Genomic DNA, 15,601 nt, shown 5'->3' with positions numbered 1-15,601 from the left:
CGCCGGCGACGCAGGTGTGTCCGTGTCCACCCGGCTCGGGGGGTCGGCCTGTCCGACCGGACCATTACGCTGGTCCTCATGTCTGTGTCACTGCCCGCCGAGTTCGACACCACGCTACTCGACACGTTGCGCCGCCGCGTCGTGATCGGGGACGGCGCGATGGGCACGATGTTGCAAGCGGCCGACCTCACGTTGGACGACTTCCTCGGTTTAGAGGGCTGCAACGAAATCCTCAACGACACCCGCCCCGACGTGCTGCGCAGCATCCACCGCGCGTACTTCGAGGCGGGCGCCGACGCCGTGGAGACCAACACCTTCGGCTGCAACCTGCCGAACCTGGCCGACTACGACATCGCGGACCGCATCCGGGATCTGTCCGAGCGCGGCACCCGGCTGGCCCGCGAGGTCGCCGACGAGATGGGGCGGTCCGCCGACGGGACGCCGCGCTACGTGCTCGGTTCGATGGGGCCGGGCACGAAGCTGCCCACCCTCGGCCATGCTCCTTATACCGCGCTGCGTGACGCGTACACCGAATCCGCGCTCGGCATGCTCGAGGGCGGCGCCGACGCCATTCTCATCGAGACCTGCCAGGACCTGCTGCAGGTCAAGGCCGCGGTCACCGGCAGCCGCGAGGCCATGCGACAGCTCGGACGGCGCATTCCGATCATCACCCACGTCACGGTGGAGACCACCGGCACCATGCTGGTCGGCAGCGAGATCGGCGCGGCGCTCACCGCGCTGGAGCCGCTCGGCATCGACATGATCGGCCTGAACTGCGCGACCGGTCCGGCCGAGATGAGCGAGCACCTGCGGCATCTGTCTCGGCACGCGCAGATTCCGGTGTCGGTGATGCCGAACGCGGGCCTGCCGGTGCTCGGCGCGAACGGTGCCGAGTACCCGCTGACTCCCGAGGAGCTGGCGGTCGCGCTCAGCGGCTTCGTCTCCGAGTTCGGGCTCGCGCTGGTCGGCGGCTGCTGCGGCACCACGCCCGAGCACATCCGGCAGGTGACCGAGGCGGTCCGCGAGATCGAGCCGAAGCTGCCGCCGATCGACGCGCGCCGCGCCCCGGCGCACGAGCCCGCCGTGTCCAGCATGTACACGGCGGTGCCGTTCCAGCAGGACGCCTCGATCATGATGATCGGTGAGCGCACGAACGCCAACGGCTCCAAGGCCTTCCGCGAGGCGATGCTGGCCGAGGACTGGCAGAAGTGCCTGGATATCGCCAAGGATCAGACCCGCGACGGCGCGCACATGCTGGATCTGTGTGTGGACTACGTCGGCCGCGACGGCGCCAAGGACATGGTCGCCCTCGCGAGCAGGCTGGCCACCTCCTCGACGCTGCCGATCATGCTCGACTCCACCGAGACCCCGGTGCTCAAGGCGGGTTTGGAGCACCTCGGCGGTCGCTGCGCGGTGAACTCGGTGAACTACGAGGACGGCGACGGGCCGGAATCCCGTTTCCACCAGACCATGCAGCTGGTCGCCGAGCACGGCGCCGCGGTGGTCGCGCTGACCATCGACGAGGAGGGCCAGGCCCGCACCGCCGCCAAGAAGGTGGAGATCGCCGAGCGGCTCATCGCCGACATCACCGGCAACTGGGGGGTGCGGGAGAGCGACATCATCATCGACACCCTCACCTTCACCCTGGGCACCGGCCAGGAGGAGTCGCGCAGGGACGGCATCGAGACCATCGAGGCCATCCGGCTGCTCAAGGAGAAGCACCCCGCGGTGCAGACCACCCTGGGTCTGTCGAACATCTCGTTCGGCCTGAATCCCGCGGCCCGTCAGGTGCTGAACTCGGTGTTCATGCACGAATGCGTGCAGGCCGGGCTGGATTCCGCGATCGTGCACGCGTCGAAGATCCTGCCGATGGCGCGGATTCCGGACGAGCAGCGCGAGACTGCGCTGGACCTGGTGTACGACCGCCGCGGCGAGGACTACGACCCGCTGCAGAAGCTGATGGGGCTGTTCGAGGGCGTGTCCACGTCGTCGTCGCGGGCCTCGCGCGCCGAGGAACTCGCGCAGCTGCCGCTGTTCGAGCGGTTGGCGCGCCGGATCGTGGACGGCGAGCGCAACGGCATGGAGGCCGACCTCGACGAGGCGATGCAGCAGGTGCCGCCGCTGCAGATCATCAACGAGACGCTGCTGTCCGGCATGAAGACCGTCGGCGAGCTGTTCGGCTCCGGTCAGATGCAGCTGCCGTTCGTGTTGCAGTCGGCCGAGGTGATGAAGGCCGCGGTCGCCTACCTGGAGCCGCACATGGAGGCCACCGACGACAGCGGCAAGGGCCGCATCGTGCTGGCCACCGTCAAGGGCGACGTGCACGACATCGGCAAGAACCTGGTCGACATCATCCTGTCCAACAACGGCTACGAGGTGGTGAACCTCGGCATCAAACAGCCGATCGCGACCATCCTCGATGCCGCCGTGGACAAGAAGGCCGACGTCATCGGCATGTCCGGGTTGCTGGTCAAGTCGACCGTGGTGATGAAGGAGAACCTGCAGGAGCTCAACACCAAGGGCGTGGCCGAACAGTTCCCGGTGCTGCTCGGTGGCGCGGCGCTCACCCGCGGTTACGTGGAGAACGACCTGACCGAGGTGTACGAGGGTGACGTGCACTACGCCCGCGACGCCTTCGAGGGTCTGCGGTTGATGGACGACATCATGACCCGCAAGCGCGGCGGCGGCCTCGACCCCGACAGCCCCGAGGCGATCGCGGAGCGCGAGAAGGCGGCCCAGCGCAAGGCCCGCCACGAGCGGTCCAAGCGCATCGCCGAGGAGCGCAAGGCGGTCGAGGTGCCGATCGAGGTGCCCGCGCGCTCCGACGTGGCCGCGGATGTGCCGGTGCCGACCCCGCCGTTCTGGGGCACCCGCGTGGTGAAAGGCCTGGCGCTGCACGAGTATTCGGGGCTGCTCGACGAGCGAGCGCTGTTCCTCGGTCAGTGGGGCCTGCGCGGCCAGCGCGGCGGCGACGGGCCGAGCTACGAGGAATTGGTGGAGACCGAGGGCAAGCCGCGCTTCCGCGCCTGGCTGGACCGGCTGAGCACCGAGAACGTGCTCCAGCATGCCGCCGTGGTGTACGGATACTTCCCCGCGGTGTCCGAGGGTGACGACGTGATCGTGCTCACCGAGCCGAATCCCGGTGCGCCGGAACGGTATCGGTTCACCTTCCCGCGTCAGCAACGGGATCGCTTCCTGTGCATCGCCGACTTCATCCGCTCGCGTGAGCGGGCCGAGGAGACCGGTCAGGTGGACGTGCTGCCGTTCCAGTTGGTCACCATGGGGCAGCCGATCGCCGACTTCGCCAACGAGCTCTTCGCGGCCGACAACTACCGCGACTATCTCGAGGTGCACGGTATCGGCGTGCAGCTCACCGAGGCGCTGGCCGAATACTGGCACCGCCGTATCCGCGAGGAACTGACCCTGGACGGTCACGCGGTCGCCGACTCCGACCCCGCCGACGTCCTGGAGTACTTCAAGCTCGGCTACCGCGGCGCCCGCTACTCGTTCGGGTACGGCGCCTGCCCCGACCTGGACGACCGTGCCAAACTGGTCGACCTCCTGGAAGCCGACCGCATCGGCGTCGTCCTCTCCGAGGAATTACAGCTGCACCCGGAACAGTCCACCGACGCGTTCGTCCTCCTGCACCCCGAGGCGAAGTACTTCAACGCCTGACTTTCACACGCGCACACCTTTTACGTAAGCCGCACACCGTCTATAGCGGGTGTGCGGCCTATGTAATGGGTGGGCGGACTTGGCGAACCCGAATGTCGACCGCCTCGGATGGTCGTTGTCGGCGAAATCGGTTATAACCGTCGTGATCGAATAGTGATCGTGGTCACGGTGTCGCGGAACACTGTTCGCGTCCGGCGAGGGCCTTGGTTACCTGCTCGTATGCCATGATTTGGGCAAATCCCGACGCGCCGAGGGTATTTCGTGTCTCGGCGTGGCGCGGCGCTGACCTGGGGGATTGCTCAGGGAGTCTCGGTGAGGTGGATGTGTGTCGGGTGGGTATGCCATTGTCGGAGGCGTTGCAACTGCATCCGGGGCAGTCGGCGGGTGCGTCGCCATCGCTGCATACGGGTGCAAAGGACTTCGGCGCGTGGCATTTTCGGGATTTTCCCGGCGGTACGCGCCAGTGCAGGACCAGCTCGGCGCGTAAGCAGGAAGGCACAACAGCATGACGGCGGACCGATTGATCGCGGGACGGTATCGACTCACGGATCCGATCGGCACAGGTGCCATGGGCGTTGTGTGGCGGGGGACCGACGTCCGCCTGCGGCGCACGGTCGCGGTGAAGCAGTTGATCCTCGCGCCCGGGCTGTCCCGGACCGCGGCGCTGGAAGCGAAGCTGCGCGCCATGCGCGAGGGCCGGATCGCGGCCCGGCTGCACCATCCGCACGCGATCACCGTCTTCGACGTCGCCGAGGAAGACGGCCAGCCCTGGCTGGTCATGGAATACATGAACGCACCCAGCCTGGCGGCCAAACTCTCCGGCAAGCGGACCCTGCCGCCGGTCGAGGTCGCGCGCATCGGCGCGCAAGCCGCGGCCGCCCTGGCCGCCGCCCACGATGCGGGCATCATGCACCGCGATGTGAAACCGGCGAACCTGCTCGTCGGCGACGACGGCACCGTCAAGCTCACCGACTTCGGCATTTCCCGCGCGGTCGGCGACGTCACCGTCACCGCCACCGGCTTCCTCGCGGGCACCCCCGCCTATCTGGCGCCCGAGGTGGCCCGCGGCGAGAACCCGGAACCCGCCTCCGACGTATTCGCCCTCGGCTCAACGCTTTACGCCGCCGTCGAGGGGCAGCCGCCGTTCGGCGAGAGCGACAATCCCCTCGCCGTCCTGCATGCCGTCGCGCGCGGCCAGGTGCCGCAGCCCGAGCACGCCGGTGCGCTCGGCCCCGTGCTGATGCGGCTGCTCGCGCCGACGATCGACGCGCGCCCGACCATGCGGGAGGCGCAGCAAGCCCTCGAAGCCGTTGCGGAAGGCCGTGATCCGAAGCTCGGCACCCCCTCGCTCACCAAGGCCCTGCCCGCGCCCGGTGCCGACGCGACGACCGTCATCCCGCACCCGGGCGCCGACGGCGCGGGCAGCACCTCGAACGCGAACGACGCCACCTCCATCGTGGCGACCGCCGCGCTGACGAATTCCGCAGCCGCCGAATCCGTTTCCGCCCAAACCCCGATCCCGCCGCGCCCCGGCCCGGCCACCCTGCCCGGCGGCACGAACAACGGACCCTCACGCAATCGCTCCCTCGTTCTGGCGGCGACCGCGTTCGTCGTGGTGCTCGCCGTGATCGGCCTCATCGCCGTGCTCACCAACGACCGCAAGGGTGGCGACACCGCCGCCCCGCCCGCGACCGCGGCCCCCTCCTCGTCCATCGAGAGCCCGCAACCACCCTCCAACGCGGCGGCCCCCGGTCCACAGGAGCCGACGACTCAGGAATCCCCGTCGGCCCCGACCACCCAGCCGAGCCCTACGCCCACCCCGTCCTCGGCCGCACCGTCGCCCACCCCGGCTCCCACGACGGTGCCGCCGCAACCCCCGACCGTCACGGCGACGCCGTTCGGCGCACCCCAGTCCGCCAATGTCGTCCAGTTCGTGCAGGGCTACTACAGCATGCTGCCGGGCAATACCTCCGGTGCTTGGGCGCAGCTGACACCCTCGTATCAGGCCCAGACCGGCGGCTACACCGAGTACTCCCGCTGGTGGGGCACGGTCAGCTCGGTCAGCGTCGGCAAAGTCACCCAGAACGGCGACAATCGCGCGGTCGTCTCGCTGACCTACCGCATGAAGAACGGTGAGACCAGATCCGAGAGCCGGTGGATCCAGGTGGTATCGGACAATGGACGGATGTTGATCTCCGGTTCCGGCGCGTGACGCCCCGACTAGCCGCCGTCCTGTGGGACATGGACGGCACACTGCTGGATTCGGAGAAGCTCTGGGACGTGGCGGTTCGGGAGTTGGCTCGTGAGCATGGGCACGAGATGACCGATGAGTTGCGGCATGCGCTGATCGGGGCGTCGGGGGCGGATGCGCTGCGGATGATCTTCGAGGGGCTCGGGGTGCCGCTGACGGCGGAGGCGTTGCAGGCGGCGGGGGAGTTCCTGGAGTGGCGGGTGACCGAGTTGATGACCGGTCCGATTCCGTGGCGGCCGGGCGCTGAAGACGCGCTGGCGATGGTGCGGGAGGCGGGGCTGGCGTCGGCGTTGGTCACCAATACCCAACGGTCGCTCACCGAGTTCGGGTTGAACACCCTGGGGCGGGACTTCTTCGACGTGTCGGTCTGCGGCGACGAGGTGGCCCTCGGCAAGCCGGAGCCGGACGTGTATCTGCGGGCTGCGCAGCTGCTCGGGGTGGATCCGCGCGACTGTGTCGCCGTGGAGGATTCGCCGACCGGCACGCGCGCCGCACAGGCCGCGGGCTGCGCGGTGATCGTGATCCCGTGTGAGATTCCGGTGCCCGAAGGACCGGGGCGCAGCTTCCGCGACACCATGGTCGGGCTGACGATCGACGACCTCGAACAGGCGCTGAAGCTGCGCGGCTGATCGACCCGAGTTCGACACTCCCGACCGCGCTGCACCGAGAGTTACTGTGCCGCAATGGGAGTGCGCGCAGATAGATATGTGTGACTGCCATCACCGGCAATCTCGCCGAATCTCGGGCGTGTCGGGGGTCCGCTCTACCAGAATGTCGCCATGGCAGCGCTGGGTGTCCTCGACGAGATCGTTGATACCGCACGGTATCCCCTCGCGAATCCGGCGGATGCCGAGCGGCAGGCCGCGGTGCGGCGAGCCAGAGCGGACCTGGCCGCGAACGGCTGCACCGTGCTGCGCGGCTTCATCCGGCCGGAACTGACCGAGACGCTGCGCGCCCAAGGCGAGGCGATGGCGCCGCACGCGTACTACGAGGTCGAGCGGGTGAATGCCTACAACATCCCGCTGGATACCGAACTGCCCGAAGAGCATCCGGGGCGGATCGTGCTGGAGCGCGGCAACGCGTTCGTACCGCGCGACCGCATTCCCGGCGATGCGCTGATCCACCGGCTGTACATCGACACGCGCTTCCAGCGTTTCGTCGCGGACTGCTTCGGCCTGGCCGAACTGCACGAATTCGCCGACCCGCTGGCCGGGCTGTGCCTGAACGTCGTCGCCCCCGGCATGTCGCATCCGTGGCACTTCGACACCAACGAATTCACCGTCAGCATGCTGACCCAGCCCGCGGAGTCGGGCGGAATCTTCGAGTACTGCCCCAACATTCGCACGCCGGCGGCCGAGCACCTCGACGACGTCCGTGCCGTGCTCGACGGCACCGGCGAACGCCTCATCCAGCGGCTCGACCTGCGCCCCGGTGACCTGCAACTGTTCCAGGGTCGCTTCTCGCTGCACCGCGTGTCGCCGGTCGCCGGTGCCGCACAACGGCATTCGGCGATCTTCGCCTACACCGACCGCCCCGGCGTGATCGGCACGGTGGAGCGCACCAGGCAACTCTTCGGCCGGGTGCTACCCGACCATCTGGCCGCCGCGGCCGACGTCGTCCGCGGCGACCGCTTGCTCGACTGAGCCGAACGGCCCGATTCATCCCAGTGATCGGGACACACCGCTCGACCCCGAGAGGAACGACTGTGGCAGTGCCGTTACATACGACCGGGAAAGCCTCCTTCGACGATATCTACGACCGGCCCGATCCACGCGACTACTACGCCCGCATGTCCGACCTCGACTATCGCATTCCGGAGTTGGCGAAACCCGTTTTCCAGCAGCAGATCCGGGAGTTCCGCGCCTCCGCCCGGGTATCCACGCCCACCGTGCTCGACCTCGGCTGCTCCTACGGCGTCAATGCGGCACTGCTGCGCTTCGATACCACCATGCGCGAGCTCGCCGAGCACTACCGCACCGCGGCGGGCGATCGCGCGACCCTCATCGCCCGCGACCGCGCGACGCTCGGCACCAGGGCCTGCCTCACCGATGTCCGCTTCCTCGGCATGGACGCCTCCGCGCCCGCGCTGGCCTACGCACAGGAGAGCGGTCTGCTGCACGACATCGTGCACGCCGATCTGGAGTCCGGCGAGCCGACCGACGAGCAGCGCGAGGTGCTCGCCACCGCCGACCTCATCATCTCCACCGGCTGTATCGGCTACGTCACCGAGAAAACGCTGTCCCGAGTCGCCACCGCGCATCCGCGTCGGCGACCATGGATGGCACACTTCGTGCTGCGCATGTTCGACTTCGCCCCGATCGCCGCGGAACTCGCCGCGCTCGGCTACCGGACCGAGCAGGCGCCCGGTCTGTTCCAGCAGCGCAGGTTCGCCTCCGCGACCGAGCAGACCCAGGTGCTGAACACCCTGTCCGCCAAGGGGATCGACACCACCGATCGGGAAACCGACGGCTGGCTCTACGCCGGGCTCTACCTATCGCGACCGTTGCCCAAGCATCACGCCGACACCGAGGACCAGCATTGACCGAACGCACCTTCGCCGCCGACGACAGCCTGCCCCGGGTGCCCCTGCCCACGCTGGAGGACAGCTGCGGCCGATTCCTGCAGTGGTGCGCGCCGCTGTTGACCGCGGACGAACTCGCCACCACCGAGGCCGCGGTCGCCGACCTGCTGCGCCCCGACGGACCCGGCCGCACGCTGCACGCGGCCCTCGCGGAGTACGACGCCACCCCGGGTGTGGGTAGCTGGCTCGACCTGTTCTGGCCGTCGCGATACCTGGGCCGTCGCGACCGCATCGCCCTGAACGCCAACTTCTTCTTCCTCTTCCGTGACGACACCACGCTGGCCACCTCCACGGCCGCGACCCAGGTCGATCGGGCGGCCGGAATCATCTCCGCCGCAGTCGATTACAAACTCTCGCTGGACGCCGAGGCGATCCCGCCGGTGTTGCAGCGCGGGCAGGCGCTGTCGATGTGGCAGAACAAGTATCTGTTCTCCGAGACCCGCATCCCCGGCGAGACCCAGGACAGCGTCCGGGTGCCTTTCAGCGAGGAGTGGCCGGGCCCGTCCGACGCCAAGCATGTGGTGGTCTTCTTCCGCGGCAGCATCTTCCGGATGGATGTGCTCGGCCCGGACGGTGCGCCGCACTCGCTGGAGGATCTGGCCTGCGGGCTGCGCGAGGTGCTGAAGGCCGGTGCCCGCTCGACCCGAACCGATTCCGCCGTGGGACATCTCACCACCAAGGCGCGCGCCGAATGGGCGGCGAGCAGGCAGGCGTTGCTCGCCGAACCGGCCAACGCCGCGGCGCTGGACACCATCGAGACCGCGCTGTTCTGCGTCTGCCTGGAGGACTTCGCGCCGCGCGACGAGCTGCACGCCTGTGATCAGTTGCTGCACGGCGACAGTGCCAACCGCTGGTTCGACAAGGCGGTGTCGTTCATCGTCTTCGAGGACGGCCAGGCGGGCATCAATGTCGAGCATTGCGGGCTGGACGGCACCACCATCCTGTCCTTCGTGGACGCCATGCTGGAGGTGCCCGCGCCGGAGCACGCCGCCCGATCCGGGGCGCAGGCGCAGGGGTTGCCCGCCGTCGAGCCGATCGATTTCGTACTGGATGCCGCGCAGCGCAACGACATCATCGCCGCCGGGGCCGACTTCGCTCGGTATGCGGCCGAAAATGCCACGCAGACGGTCTCTTTCGAGAATTTCGGGACCACAAGGGCCAAGCAGCTCGGCATCTCGCCGGATGCCTTCGCGCAGTTGAGTTATCAGCTGGCGCATCGGCGCAGCAAGGGCATCACCGGCGCCACTTACGAATCCATCGCCACCCGGCAGTATCGCAACGGCCGCACCGAGGCCATGCGGGTGATCACCCCCGAGATGGTGGCGTTCGTGGATGCCATGCAGGACCCCGCGGTCGACCAGGAAGCCCGGCTCGCCGCCGCACGCACCGCGGCCGCCGCGCACGTCGCCCGCGCCAAGGAGTGTCAGGCGGGAGCCGCGCCCGAACAGCATCTGTGGGAACTGCAGTGGATCCAGCGCCGCCGCGGCGCCGAGCTCGGCGTCACCGAGCCGATTCCGCTCTACGACAGCCCCGGCTGGCTGATCATGCGCGACGACTACCTGAGCACCAGCTCGGCGCCGTCGGTCAATATCCGCTACTTCGGTTTCGGCTCGACCAGTCCCCGCTGCATCGGCGTGGCCTACGTCCTGCTGCCGGACCGCTGGAACCTCTACCTGGCCACCCCGACCACGGTCGCCGACGAGATGCACGCCTTCGCCGACCACCTCCGCACGGCGGTGGCCGACCTGGAGGCCCTGCTCGCGGCGAGCTGAGCCGACGACGATCCGCATCCGGTCACCCGACCGGATGCGGTATCAGGGCTGCGGCGGTCCGTGCTCGAGTACCGGCGTCGGCTGCCCCGGGATCGGCGGTCCAGGTCGCCGCGCCGCGGCTCGCCGAAAGCTGGGACGGGCCGGAGCAACGGTCCCGCACCCCGGTCTGAAACAATGGCTCATCGTGAAGAACTTCGAAACCCTGTTCGCCGAGCTGCAGGATCGTGCGGTCAACCGCCCCGAGGGGTCCGGAACCGTGGCCGCGCTGGACGCCGGCGTGCATAGCCAGGGTAAGAAGGTGCTCGAGGAGGCAGGCGAGGTGTGGCTGGCCGCCGAGCACGAGAGCGACGAGTCGCTCGCCGAGGAGATCTCGCAGCTGCTGTACTGGGTTCAGGTGCTGATGGTGGGTCGTGGATTGAAGCTCGAAGACGTGTACCGACATCTGTGACGGGTGCGTCTTACTCCGTAGTTTCTCCTCCCGAAAGGACTTCCTGCCATGCTGCGCGTCGCAGTCCCCAATAAAGGCGCCCTGTCCGAAGCCGCCACCGCCATCCTGGTCGAGGCCGGCTACCGCAGGCGCACCGATCCGCGCGATCTGACCGTGCTCGACCCGGCCAACCAGGTCGAGTTCTTCTTCCTGCGGCCCAAGGACATCGCCATCTACGTCGGCTCCGGTGAGCTCGACCTCGGCATCACCGGTCGCGATCTGGCGCTCGATTCCGGCGCGCCGGTCAGCGAACGGATCGGTCTCGGCTTCGGCCGCTCCAGCTTCCGTTACGCCGCGCCTGCCGGACGGGCGTGGCAGGTCGAGGACCTCTACGACAAGCGCATCGCGACCTCCTACCCGAACCTGGTGCTCAACGATCTGCAGCGCCGCGGTATCGAGGCCGAGGTGATCCGGCTGGACGGCGCGGTGGAGATCTCCATCCAGCTCGGCGTCGCCGACGCCATCGCCGATGTGGTCGGCTCCGGGCGCACCCTGCGTCAGCACAACCTGGTCGCCTTCGGTGAGTCGCTGTGCGACTCCGAGGGCGTGCTGATCGAACGCAGCGGCTCCGACCAGCAGGAACGGGCCCGCAACCAGCTCATCGCGCGGATCCAGGGTGTCGTGTTCGGCCAGCAGTACATCATGCTGGACTACGACTGCCCGAAGGAGCTGCTCGAGCAGGCGGTCAAGATCACGCCGGGGCTCGAGTCGCCGACGGTGTCCCCGCTGGCCGACGACAACTGGGTTGCGATCCGCGCCATGGTGCCGCGCAAGCAGGGCAACGAGGTGATGGACCAGCTCGCCGAACTCGGCGCAAAAGCCATCCTGGCCTTCGACATTCGCTCCTGCCGGGCCTTCTGAGCCGGATTATCGCCGTCTGCTTTGTCTGGTATGCGTGAATAATTCACGCTGAACGCAACCGGTGCGCCTGATGACCGGGTGTTGCTACCGTGCGGCCTCTCGATGAGGAACGCAAGGAGCACGCCCGTGTCACAGAGATCGCCCGAGCAACGTTCGGGAACCACATTCGCCTGGAACGAGGACTGGCTGGCGGCGATCGTCGGGCTGACGCTGATCGCGTTGGTTCTGGTCGGCGCGATTCCGGATTGGCTGGTGCCGTGATGCCGAATCATGAAGCGCGCGAAGGCAATCCGGCAGAAGGCGGTGTCGCGATCGAGTCGGTTGCCGAAAGCGCCGATGCTTCCGGGTCGGTGAAGTCCGAAACTGCGGCATTGCAAGCAGTTTCGCGTCCGACGGCCGGCGCGATCGTGGCGGGGATCGTGGTCGTCGTCGTGCTCGGCGCGCTGACCCGCTACTTCGATACGCACGTCCCGCAGTGGGCGGCCGACACACCGCTCGAGCGAGTGGCCAAGTCGATCGAGTTCCCGGTGTACGCCATCGCCATCGGCCTGATCGGCAATGTCATCCTCACCAAACTGGCGCTGCGCGACCGGCTTTCGGCCGGCTTCCGGACCGAGTTCTTCATCAAGACCGGCGTGGTGCTGCTCGGCGCCTCCATCAACCTGAAGATCCTGGTGACCGCGGCAGGCCCGTCGATCCTGCAGGCGCTGCTGTTGATCACGGCGGTGTTCGGGTTCACCTGGTGGCTGGGCGGACGGCTCGGGCTCGACGACAAGCTGCGGGCGCTGCTGGCCTCGGCCGTGTCCATCTGCGGCGTCAGCGCGGCCATCGCAGCGGCCGGTGCGGTGCAGGCCAAGCGGGAGCAGATCGCCTACGCAGCGTCGCTGGTGATCATCTTCGCGCTGCCGTCGATCTTCGTATTGCCCTGGCTCGCCGAGGTTCTCGGGCTGTCCGACGCGGTCGCGGGTGCCTGGATCGGCGGCAATATCGACACCACCGCGGCGGTCGCGGCCTCCGGTGCCATCGCGGGGGAGAAGGCGCTGCAGATCGCCACCATTGTGAAGACCACGCAGAACGCGCTGATCGGGATCGTCGCCATCGCGTTGACCGCGTACTTCACCTTGAAGGTGGAACGCACGGCCGGTGCGGTGCGGCCCTCGGCGCGTCAGTTCTGGGAGCGGTTCCCGAAGTTCGTGCTCGGTTTCATCGCGGCGTCGGTGATCGGCACGCTGTATCTGCAGTCGGTCGACAAGAAGGTCGGTGCCGCGCACATCGCCATCATCAACGATCTGCGCACCTGGTTCCTGATCCTCGCCTTCGTCTCGATCGGGCTGGAGTTCTCGCTGCGCGGGCTGCGCGAGGCGGGCTGGCGGCCGATCGTCGTGTTCGGCTCCGCCGTCGTGGTGAACCTCGCTGTCGGCCTGGGGCTTTCGGTGCTGCTGTTCCGTAACTTCACCCTCTGACCGCAGCCGCGCACGAAATCGCCTGCCGTGCACGAGATGGCGGACAGTCTCGTGCGCGGGATGAAACCCCCGGTGCGGCGGGCCGAGGTCGACAGGCCATCGGCTACTACTCGGCGACGGCGTCCGCCAACGTCTCGTCCGGCGACTCCGTCGTCCCCTCGGTGGGCCAACCCGGGTAGGGCGGTGGTGTCCCACCGAATTCGGGGCAGAGCGGCTTGTAGTCGCAGTACGAGCAGAGCCATCCTCGGTTCGGCTGGAAGTCTCCGGTGCGCCCGGCGTCCAGGATCGCCTCCCACAGCGCGGAGAGCGTGCGTTCGAAGCGCCGCAGTTCCTCCTCGTCGGGTGCGTAGGTGAGGATCTGCTCGTCGGCCAGGTAGATCAGGCGCAGCTGGGTGGGCACGATGCCACGGGTGCGCAGCACGACCAGGGCGTAGAACTTCAGCTGGAACAGCGCCCTGGTCTCCTGGGTGGGGCCGGGGGCGCGGCCGGTCTTGTAGTCGACCACGCGCAGCTGCCCCGTCGGCGCGACGTCGATCCGATCTACGAAGCCGCGCAACAGAACTCCGTCATCGAGCTCGACCTCCACCCGCGCCTCCCTCGACTCGGGATCGAAGCGGGTCGGATCCTCCAGCCGGTAGTATGTCTGCACCAGCGTGCGCACCTCGCCGAGGAAGCCGTCCAGCTCGGCGTCGGTGATCAACTCGGTCACCTCGGGCCACTCGGCCGCCACCCGCGCCCAGGTGGGCACGATCAGGCTCTCGGCCCGCACCGGCTGCCGCTGCGCCGCGGGCAGCCCGTACAGGTCCTCCAGCACCGCGTGCACCACCGTGCCGCGCAGCGCGTTCCTGCTCGGCGGTTCGGGGATCCGGTCGATCGCCCGGAACCGGTACTTCAGCGGGCACTGCTTGAAATCCATTGCCCGCGAAGGCGAGAGCGCGGGCCGCGGCCGGCTCGCCGCCGCACCGGGATCGGACGCCGCAGCGCCGTCGGTAGGGGGCGTGGACGCGGGCGAGCTCATACCTGGCAGGCTATCCGGCGGCACCGACACGCAGGTGCGCGACTATTCGCCAGCACGAACGGAGATTCATGACGGCCAGACGGACCGGTCCCTTCACCCTCGGTGACCGGGTACAGCTGACCGATGCCAAGGGACGCCTGTACACGGTGGTCTTGGAGGAGGGCAAGGAGTTCCACACCCATCGCGGCGGCATCAAGCACGACAGCCTGATCGGCGCCGACGAGGGTTCGGTGGTGAACTCCACCAACGGCACCCCGTATCTGGCCTTGCGCCCGTTGCTGATCGACTACGTGTTGTCGATGCCGCGCGGTGCCGCGGTGATCTACCCGAAGGACGCCGCGCAGATCGTGCACGAGGGCGACATGTTCCCCGGCGCGCGGGTGCTGGAGGCCGGCGCGGGCTCCGGCGCGCTGACGTGTTCGCTGTTGCGCGCCGTCGGGCCGCAGGGCGAGGTGATTTCCTACGAAATTCGCCAGGATCATGCTGACCATGCCATCCGCAACGTCGAAACCTTCTATGGCGAACGTCCGGCTAACTGGTCGCTGACGGTGGGGGACGTCGCCGACTTCGCGGGCGAACCGGTGGATCGGGCGGTGCTCGACATGCTCGCGCCGTGGGATGCGCTGCCCGCGGTATCCAAGGCGCTCGTTCCCGGTGGCGTGCTGATCATCTACGTGGCGACGGTGACGCAGCTGTCGAAAGTCGTGGAGGCGCTGCGCGAACAAGAATGCTGGACCGAACCCCGCTCCTGGGAGTCGATCGTGCGCGGCTGGCATGTGGTCGGCCTCGCGGTGCGCCCCGAACACCGGATGCAGGGCCATACGGCCTTCCTGGTGAGCGCACGCAAGCTTGCCGAGGGCACGGTGACCCCCAAGCCGCAGCGCAGGCCTTCCAAGGGCTGACAGCGCGGCTGACGCGGCCGAGGGTGTCCGCACATCACCCTCGGCCGCCGCCTACGGATCAGGCGGGCACGCAGGGGGCTTGCGCGAAGCCGAGCATCAGGCAGCCGCTCGCGTCCGAGAGCTTCCAGGTACCACCGACGTTCTCCCAGCTGAGGGGCATCGGGGGCACGGCGCCGTGCGGCGAGGTGATGGTCACCTGCGCGGTGGCGATGTTGCCCTGCGTTGTGATATCGGCCACTGCGTAGGTCAGTGTGTACCCTGCCAGGCCTTTGTTCATCTGATCGATGTTCGCCGTGCGCTTTTCGCCGTCGACGATGAGCTTGGTCTTCTCCGCGGTGGGTACGGCGGGATCGGACAATGTGACGAGCACCGCCTGTAGCGTCTCGGGACTCGGCGCCGCCGCGTTCCCGGTCGCCGCGGCGCTGCTCGAGGCCACAACGCTGGAGGAAGAGACTTTGGCATCGGATTTGTTGTCATCAGAACTACAGCCGGCGAGCCCGACGGTAACGGCGAGCGCGGCAGTAGCGGTAGCAACAGAAACGCGGAGAATCCTGGCGGGAAGGAGCATATTCAGCAACCTTTCGGCTCGGT

At 68.2% G+C, this 15,601-nt stretch carries 13 protein-coding genes; 11 read left to right on the top strand and 2 right to left on the bottom strand.

Annotated elements, in window-relative coordinates; all coding sequences use genetic code 11:
- Window positions 1-78 precede the first annotated feature (78 nt).
- From metH to DMB37_RS05905, 10 genes are all read left to right on the top strand, one after another.
- The gene (gene metH, locus DMB37_RS05945; RefSeq protein WP_135231836.1) at window positions 79-3,675 is read left to right on the top strand and encodes a methionine synthase; all 3,597 of its coding nucleotides are present in this window, start codon (window positions 79-81) and stop codon (window positions 3,673-3,675) included.
- A 505-nt stretch (window positions 3,676-4,180) separates the two neighbouring features.
- Window positions 4,181-5,887 (top strand): serine/threonine-protein kinase, encoded by a 1,707-nt coding sequence (locus DMB37_RS05940; protein ID WP_135231835.1) that lies wholly within the window; start codon window positions 4,181-4,183, stop codon window positions 5,885-5,887.
- The gene (locus DMB37_RS05935; RefSeq protein WP_255508369.1) at window positions 5,884-6,555 is read left to right on the top strand and encodes an HAD family phosphatase; all 672 of its coding nucleotides are present in this window, start codon (window positions 5,884-5,886) and stop codon (window positions 6,553-6,555) included. Before DMB37_RS05940 ends, DMB37_RS05935 begins: the two co-directional genes overlap by 4 nt.
- 150 nt (window positions 6,556-6,705) lie before the next feature.
- Complete coding sequence (locus DMB37_RS05930; protein WP_135231834.1) at window positions 6,706-7,569, top strand: arpA protein; 864 nt, start codon at window positions 6,706-6,708, stop codon at window positions 7,567-7,569.
- Window positions 7,570-7,631: 62 nt separating this feature from the next.
- Entirely contained in the window at window positions 7,632-8,468 is an 837-nt protein-coding gene (locus tag DMB37_RS05925; protein ID WP_206055197.1) for a class I SAM-dependent methyltransferase, read from the top strand.
- Window positions 8,465-10,279 carry a choline/carnitine O-acyltransferase gene (locus tag DMB37_RS05920; RefSeq protein ID WP_135231833.1) on the top strand — a complete coding sequence of 605 codons (1,815 nt, stop codon included), beginning with the start codon at window positions 8,465-8,467 and terminating at the stop codon, window positions 10,277-10,279. Before DMB37_RS05925 ends, DMB37_RS05920 begins: the two co-directional genes overlap by 4 nt.
- 166 nt (window positions 10,280-10,445) lie before the next feature.
- Window positions 10,446-10,727: a phosphoribosyl-ATP diphosphatase gene (locus DMB37_RS05915; RefSeq protein ID WP_186818896.1), complete on the top strand. Its 282-nt coding sequence runs from the start codon at window positions 10,446-10,448 to the stop codon at window positions 10,725-10,727.
- Window positions 10,728-10,775: 48 nt separating this feature from the next.
- A complete protein-coding gene (hisG, locus tag DMB37_RS05910) occupies window positions 10,776-11,627 on the top strand; it encodes an ATP phosphoribosyltransferase (protein ID WP_135231831.1) in 852 nt (283 codons plus the stop codon).
- A gap of 126 nt (window positions 11,628-11,753) precedes the next feature.
- Window positions 11,754-11,888, top strand: coding sequence for a hypothetical protein (locus DMB37_RS41695; protein ID WP_255508368.1), 135 nt, complete (start codon window positions 11,754-11,756; stop codon window positions 11,886-11,888).
- Window positions 11,888-13,090: a YeiH family protein gene (locus DMB37_RS05905; RefSeq protein ID WP_167768758.1), complete on the top strand. Its 1,203-nt coding sequence runs from the start codon at window positions 11,888-11,890 to the stop codon at window positions 13,088-13,090. Before DMB37_RS41695 ends, DMB37_RS05905 begins: the two co-directional genes overlap by 1 nt.
- 106 nt (window positions 13,091-13,196) lie before the next feature.
- Here the strand turns inward: DMB37_RS05905 and DMB37_RS05900 are convergent, their stop codons facing one another.
- Window positions 13,197-14,108 carry a RecB family exonuclease gene (locus DMB37_RS05900; RefSeq protein WP_135231830.1) on the bottom strand — a complete coding sequence of 304 codons (912 nt, stop codon included), beginning with the start codon at window positions 14,106-14,108 and terminating at the stop codon, window positions 13,197-13,199.
- 68 nt (window positions 14,109-14,176) lie between these two features.
- On the opposite strand from DMB37_RS05900, the gene DMB37_RS05895 reads away from it, so the two are divergent.
- Window positions 14,177-15,010, top strand: coding sequence for a tRNA (adenine-N1)-methyltransferase (locus DMB37_RS05895; RefSeq protein WP_135231829.1), 834 nt, complete (start codon window positions 14,177-14,179; stop codon window positions 15,008-15,010).
- 58 nt (window positions 15,011-15,068) lie between these two features.
- Here the strand turns inward: DMB37_RS05895 and DMB37_RS05890 are convergent, their stop codons facing one another.
- Entirely contained in the window at window positions 15,069-15,446 is a 378-nt protein-coding gene (locus tag DMB37_RS05890) for a hypothetical protein (protein ID WP_240772262.1), read from the bottom strand.
- Window positions 15,447-15,601 lie beyond the last annotated feature (155 nt).

This window comes from Nocardia sp. CS682 (assembly GCF_004634405.1).
GTDB classification, from domain to species: domain Bacteria; phylum Actinomycetota; class Actinomycetes; order Mycobacteriales; family Mycobacteriaceae; genus Nocardia; species Nocardia ninae.
This window is presented reverse-complemented; position numbering and strand designations above follow the sequence as displayed.

Coding starts and splice junctions, on each gene's coding strand:
- metH (WP_135231836.1), top strand. CDS start 79: ATGTCTGTGTCACTGCCCGCCGAGTTCGACACCACGCTACTCGACACG.
- DMB37_RS05940 (WP_135231835.1), top strand. CDS start 4,181: ATGACGGCGGACCGATTGATCGCGGGACGGTATCGACTCACGGATCCG.
- DMB37_RS05930 (WP_135231834.1), top strand. CDS start 6,706: ATGGCAGCGCTGGGTGTCCTCGACGAGATCGTTGATACCGCACGGTAT.
- hisG (WP_135231831.1), top strand. CDS start 10,776: ATGCTGCGCGTCGCAGTCCCCAATAAAGGCGCCCTGTCCGAAGCCGCC.
- DMB37_RS05905 (WP_167768758.1), top strand. CDS start 11,888: ATGCCGAATCATGAAGCGCGCGAAGGCAATCCGGCAGAAGGCGGTGTC.
- DMB37_RS05900 (WP_135231830.1), bottom strand. CDS start 14,108: ATGAGCTCGCCCGCGTCCACGCCCCCTACCGACGGCGCTGCGGCGTCC.
- DMB37_RS05895 (WP_135231829.1), top strand. CDS start 14,177: ATGACGGCCAGACGGACCGGTCCCTTCACCCTCGGTGACCGGGTACAG.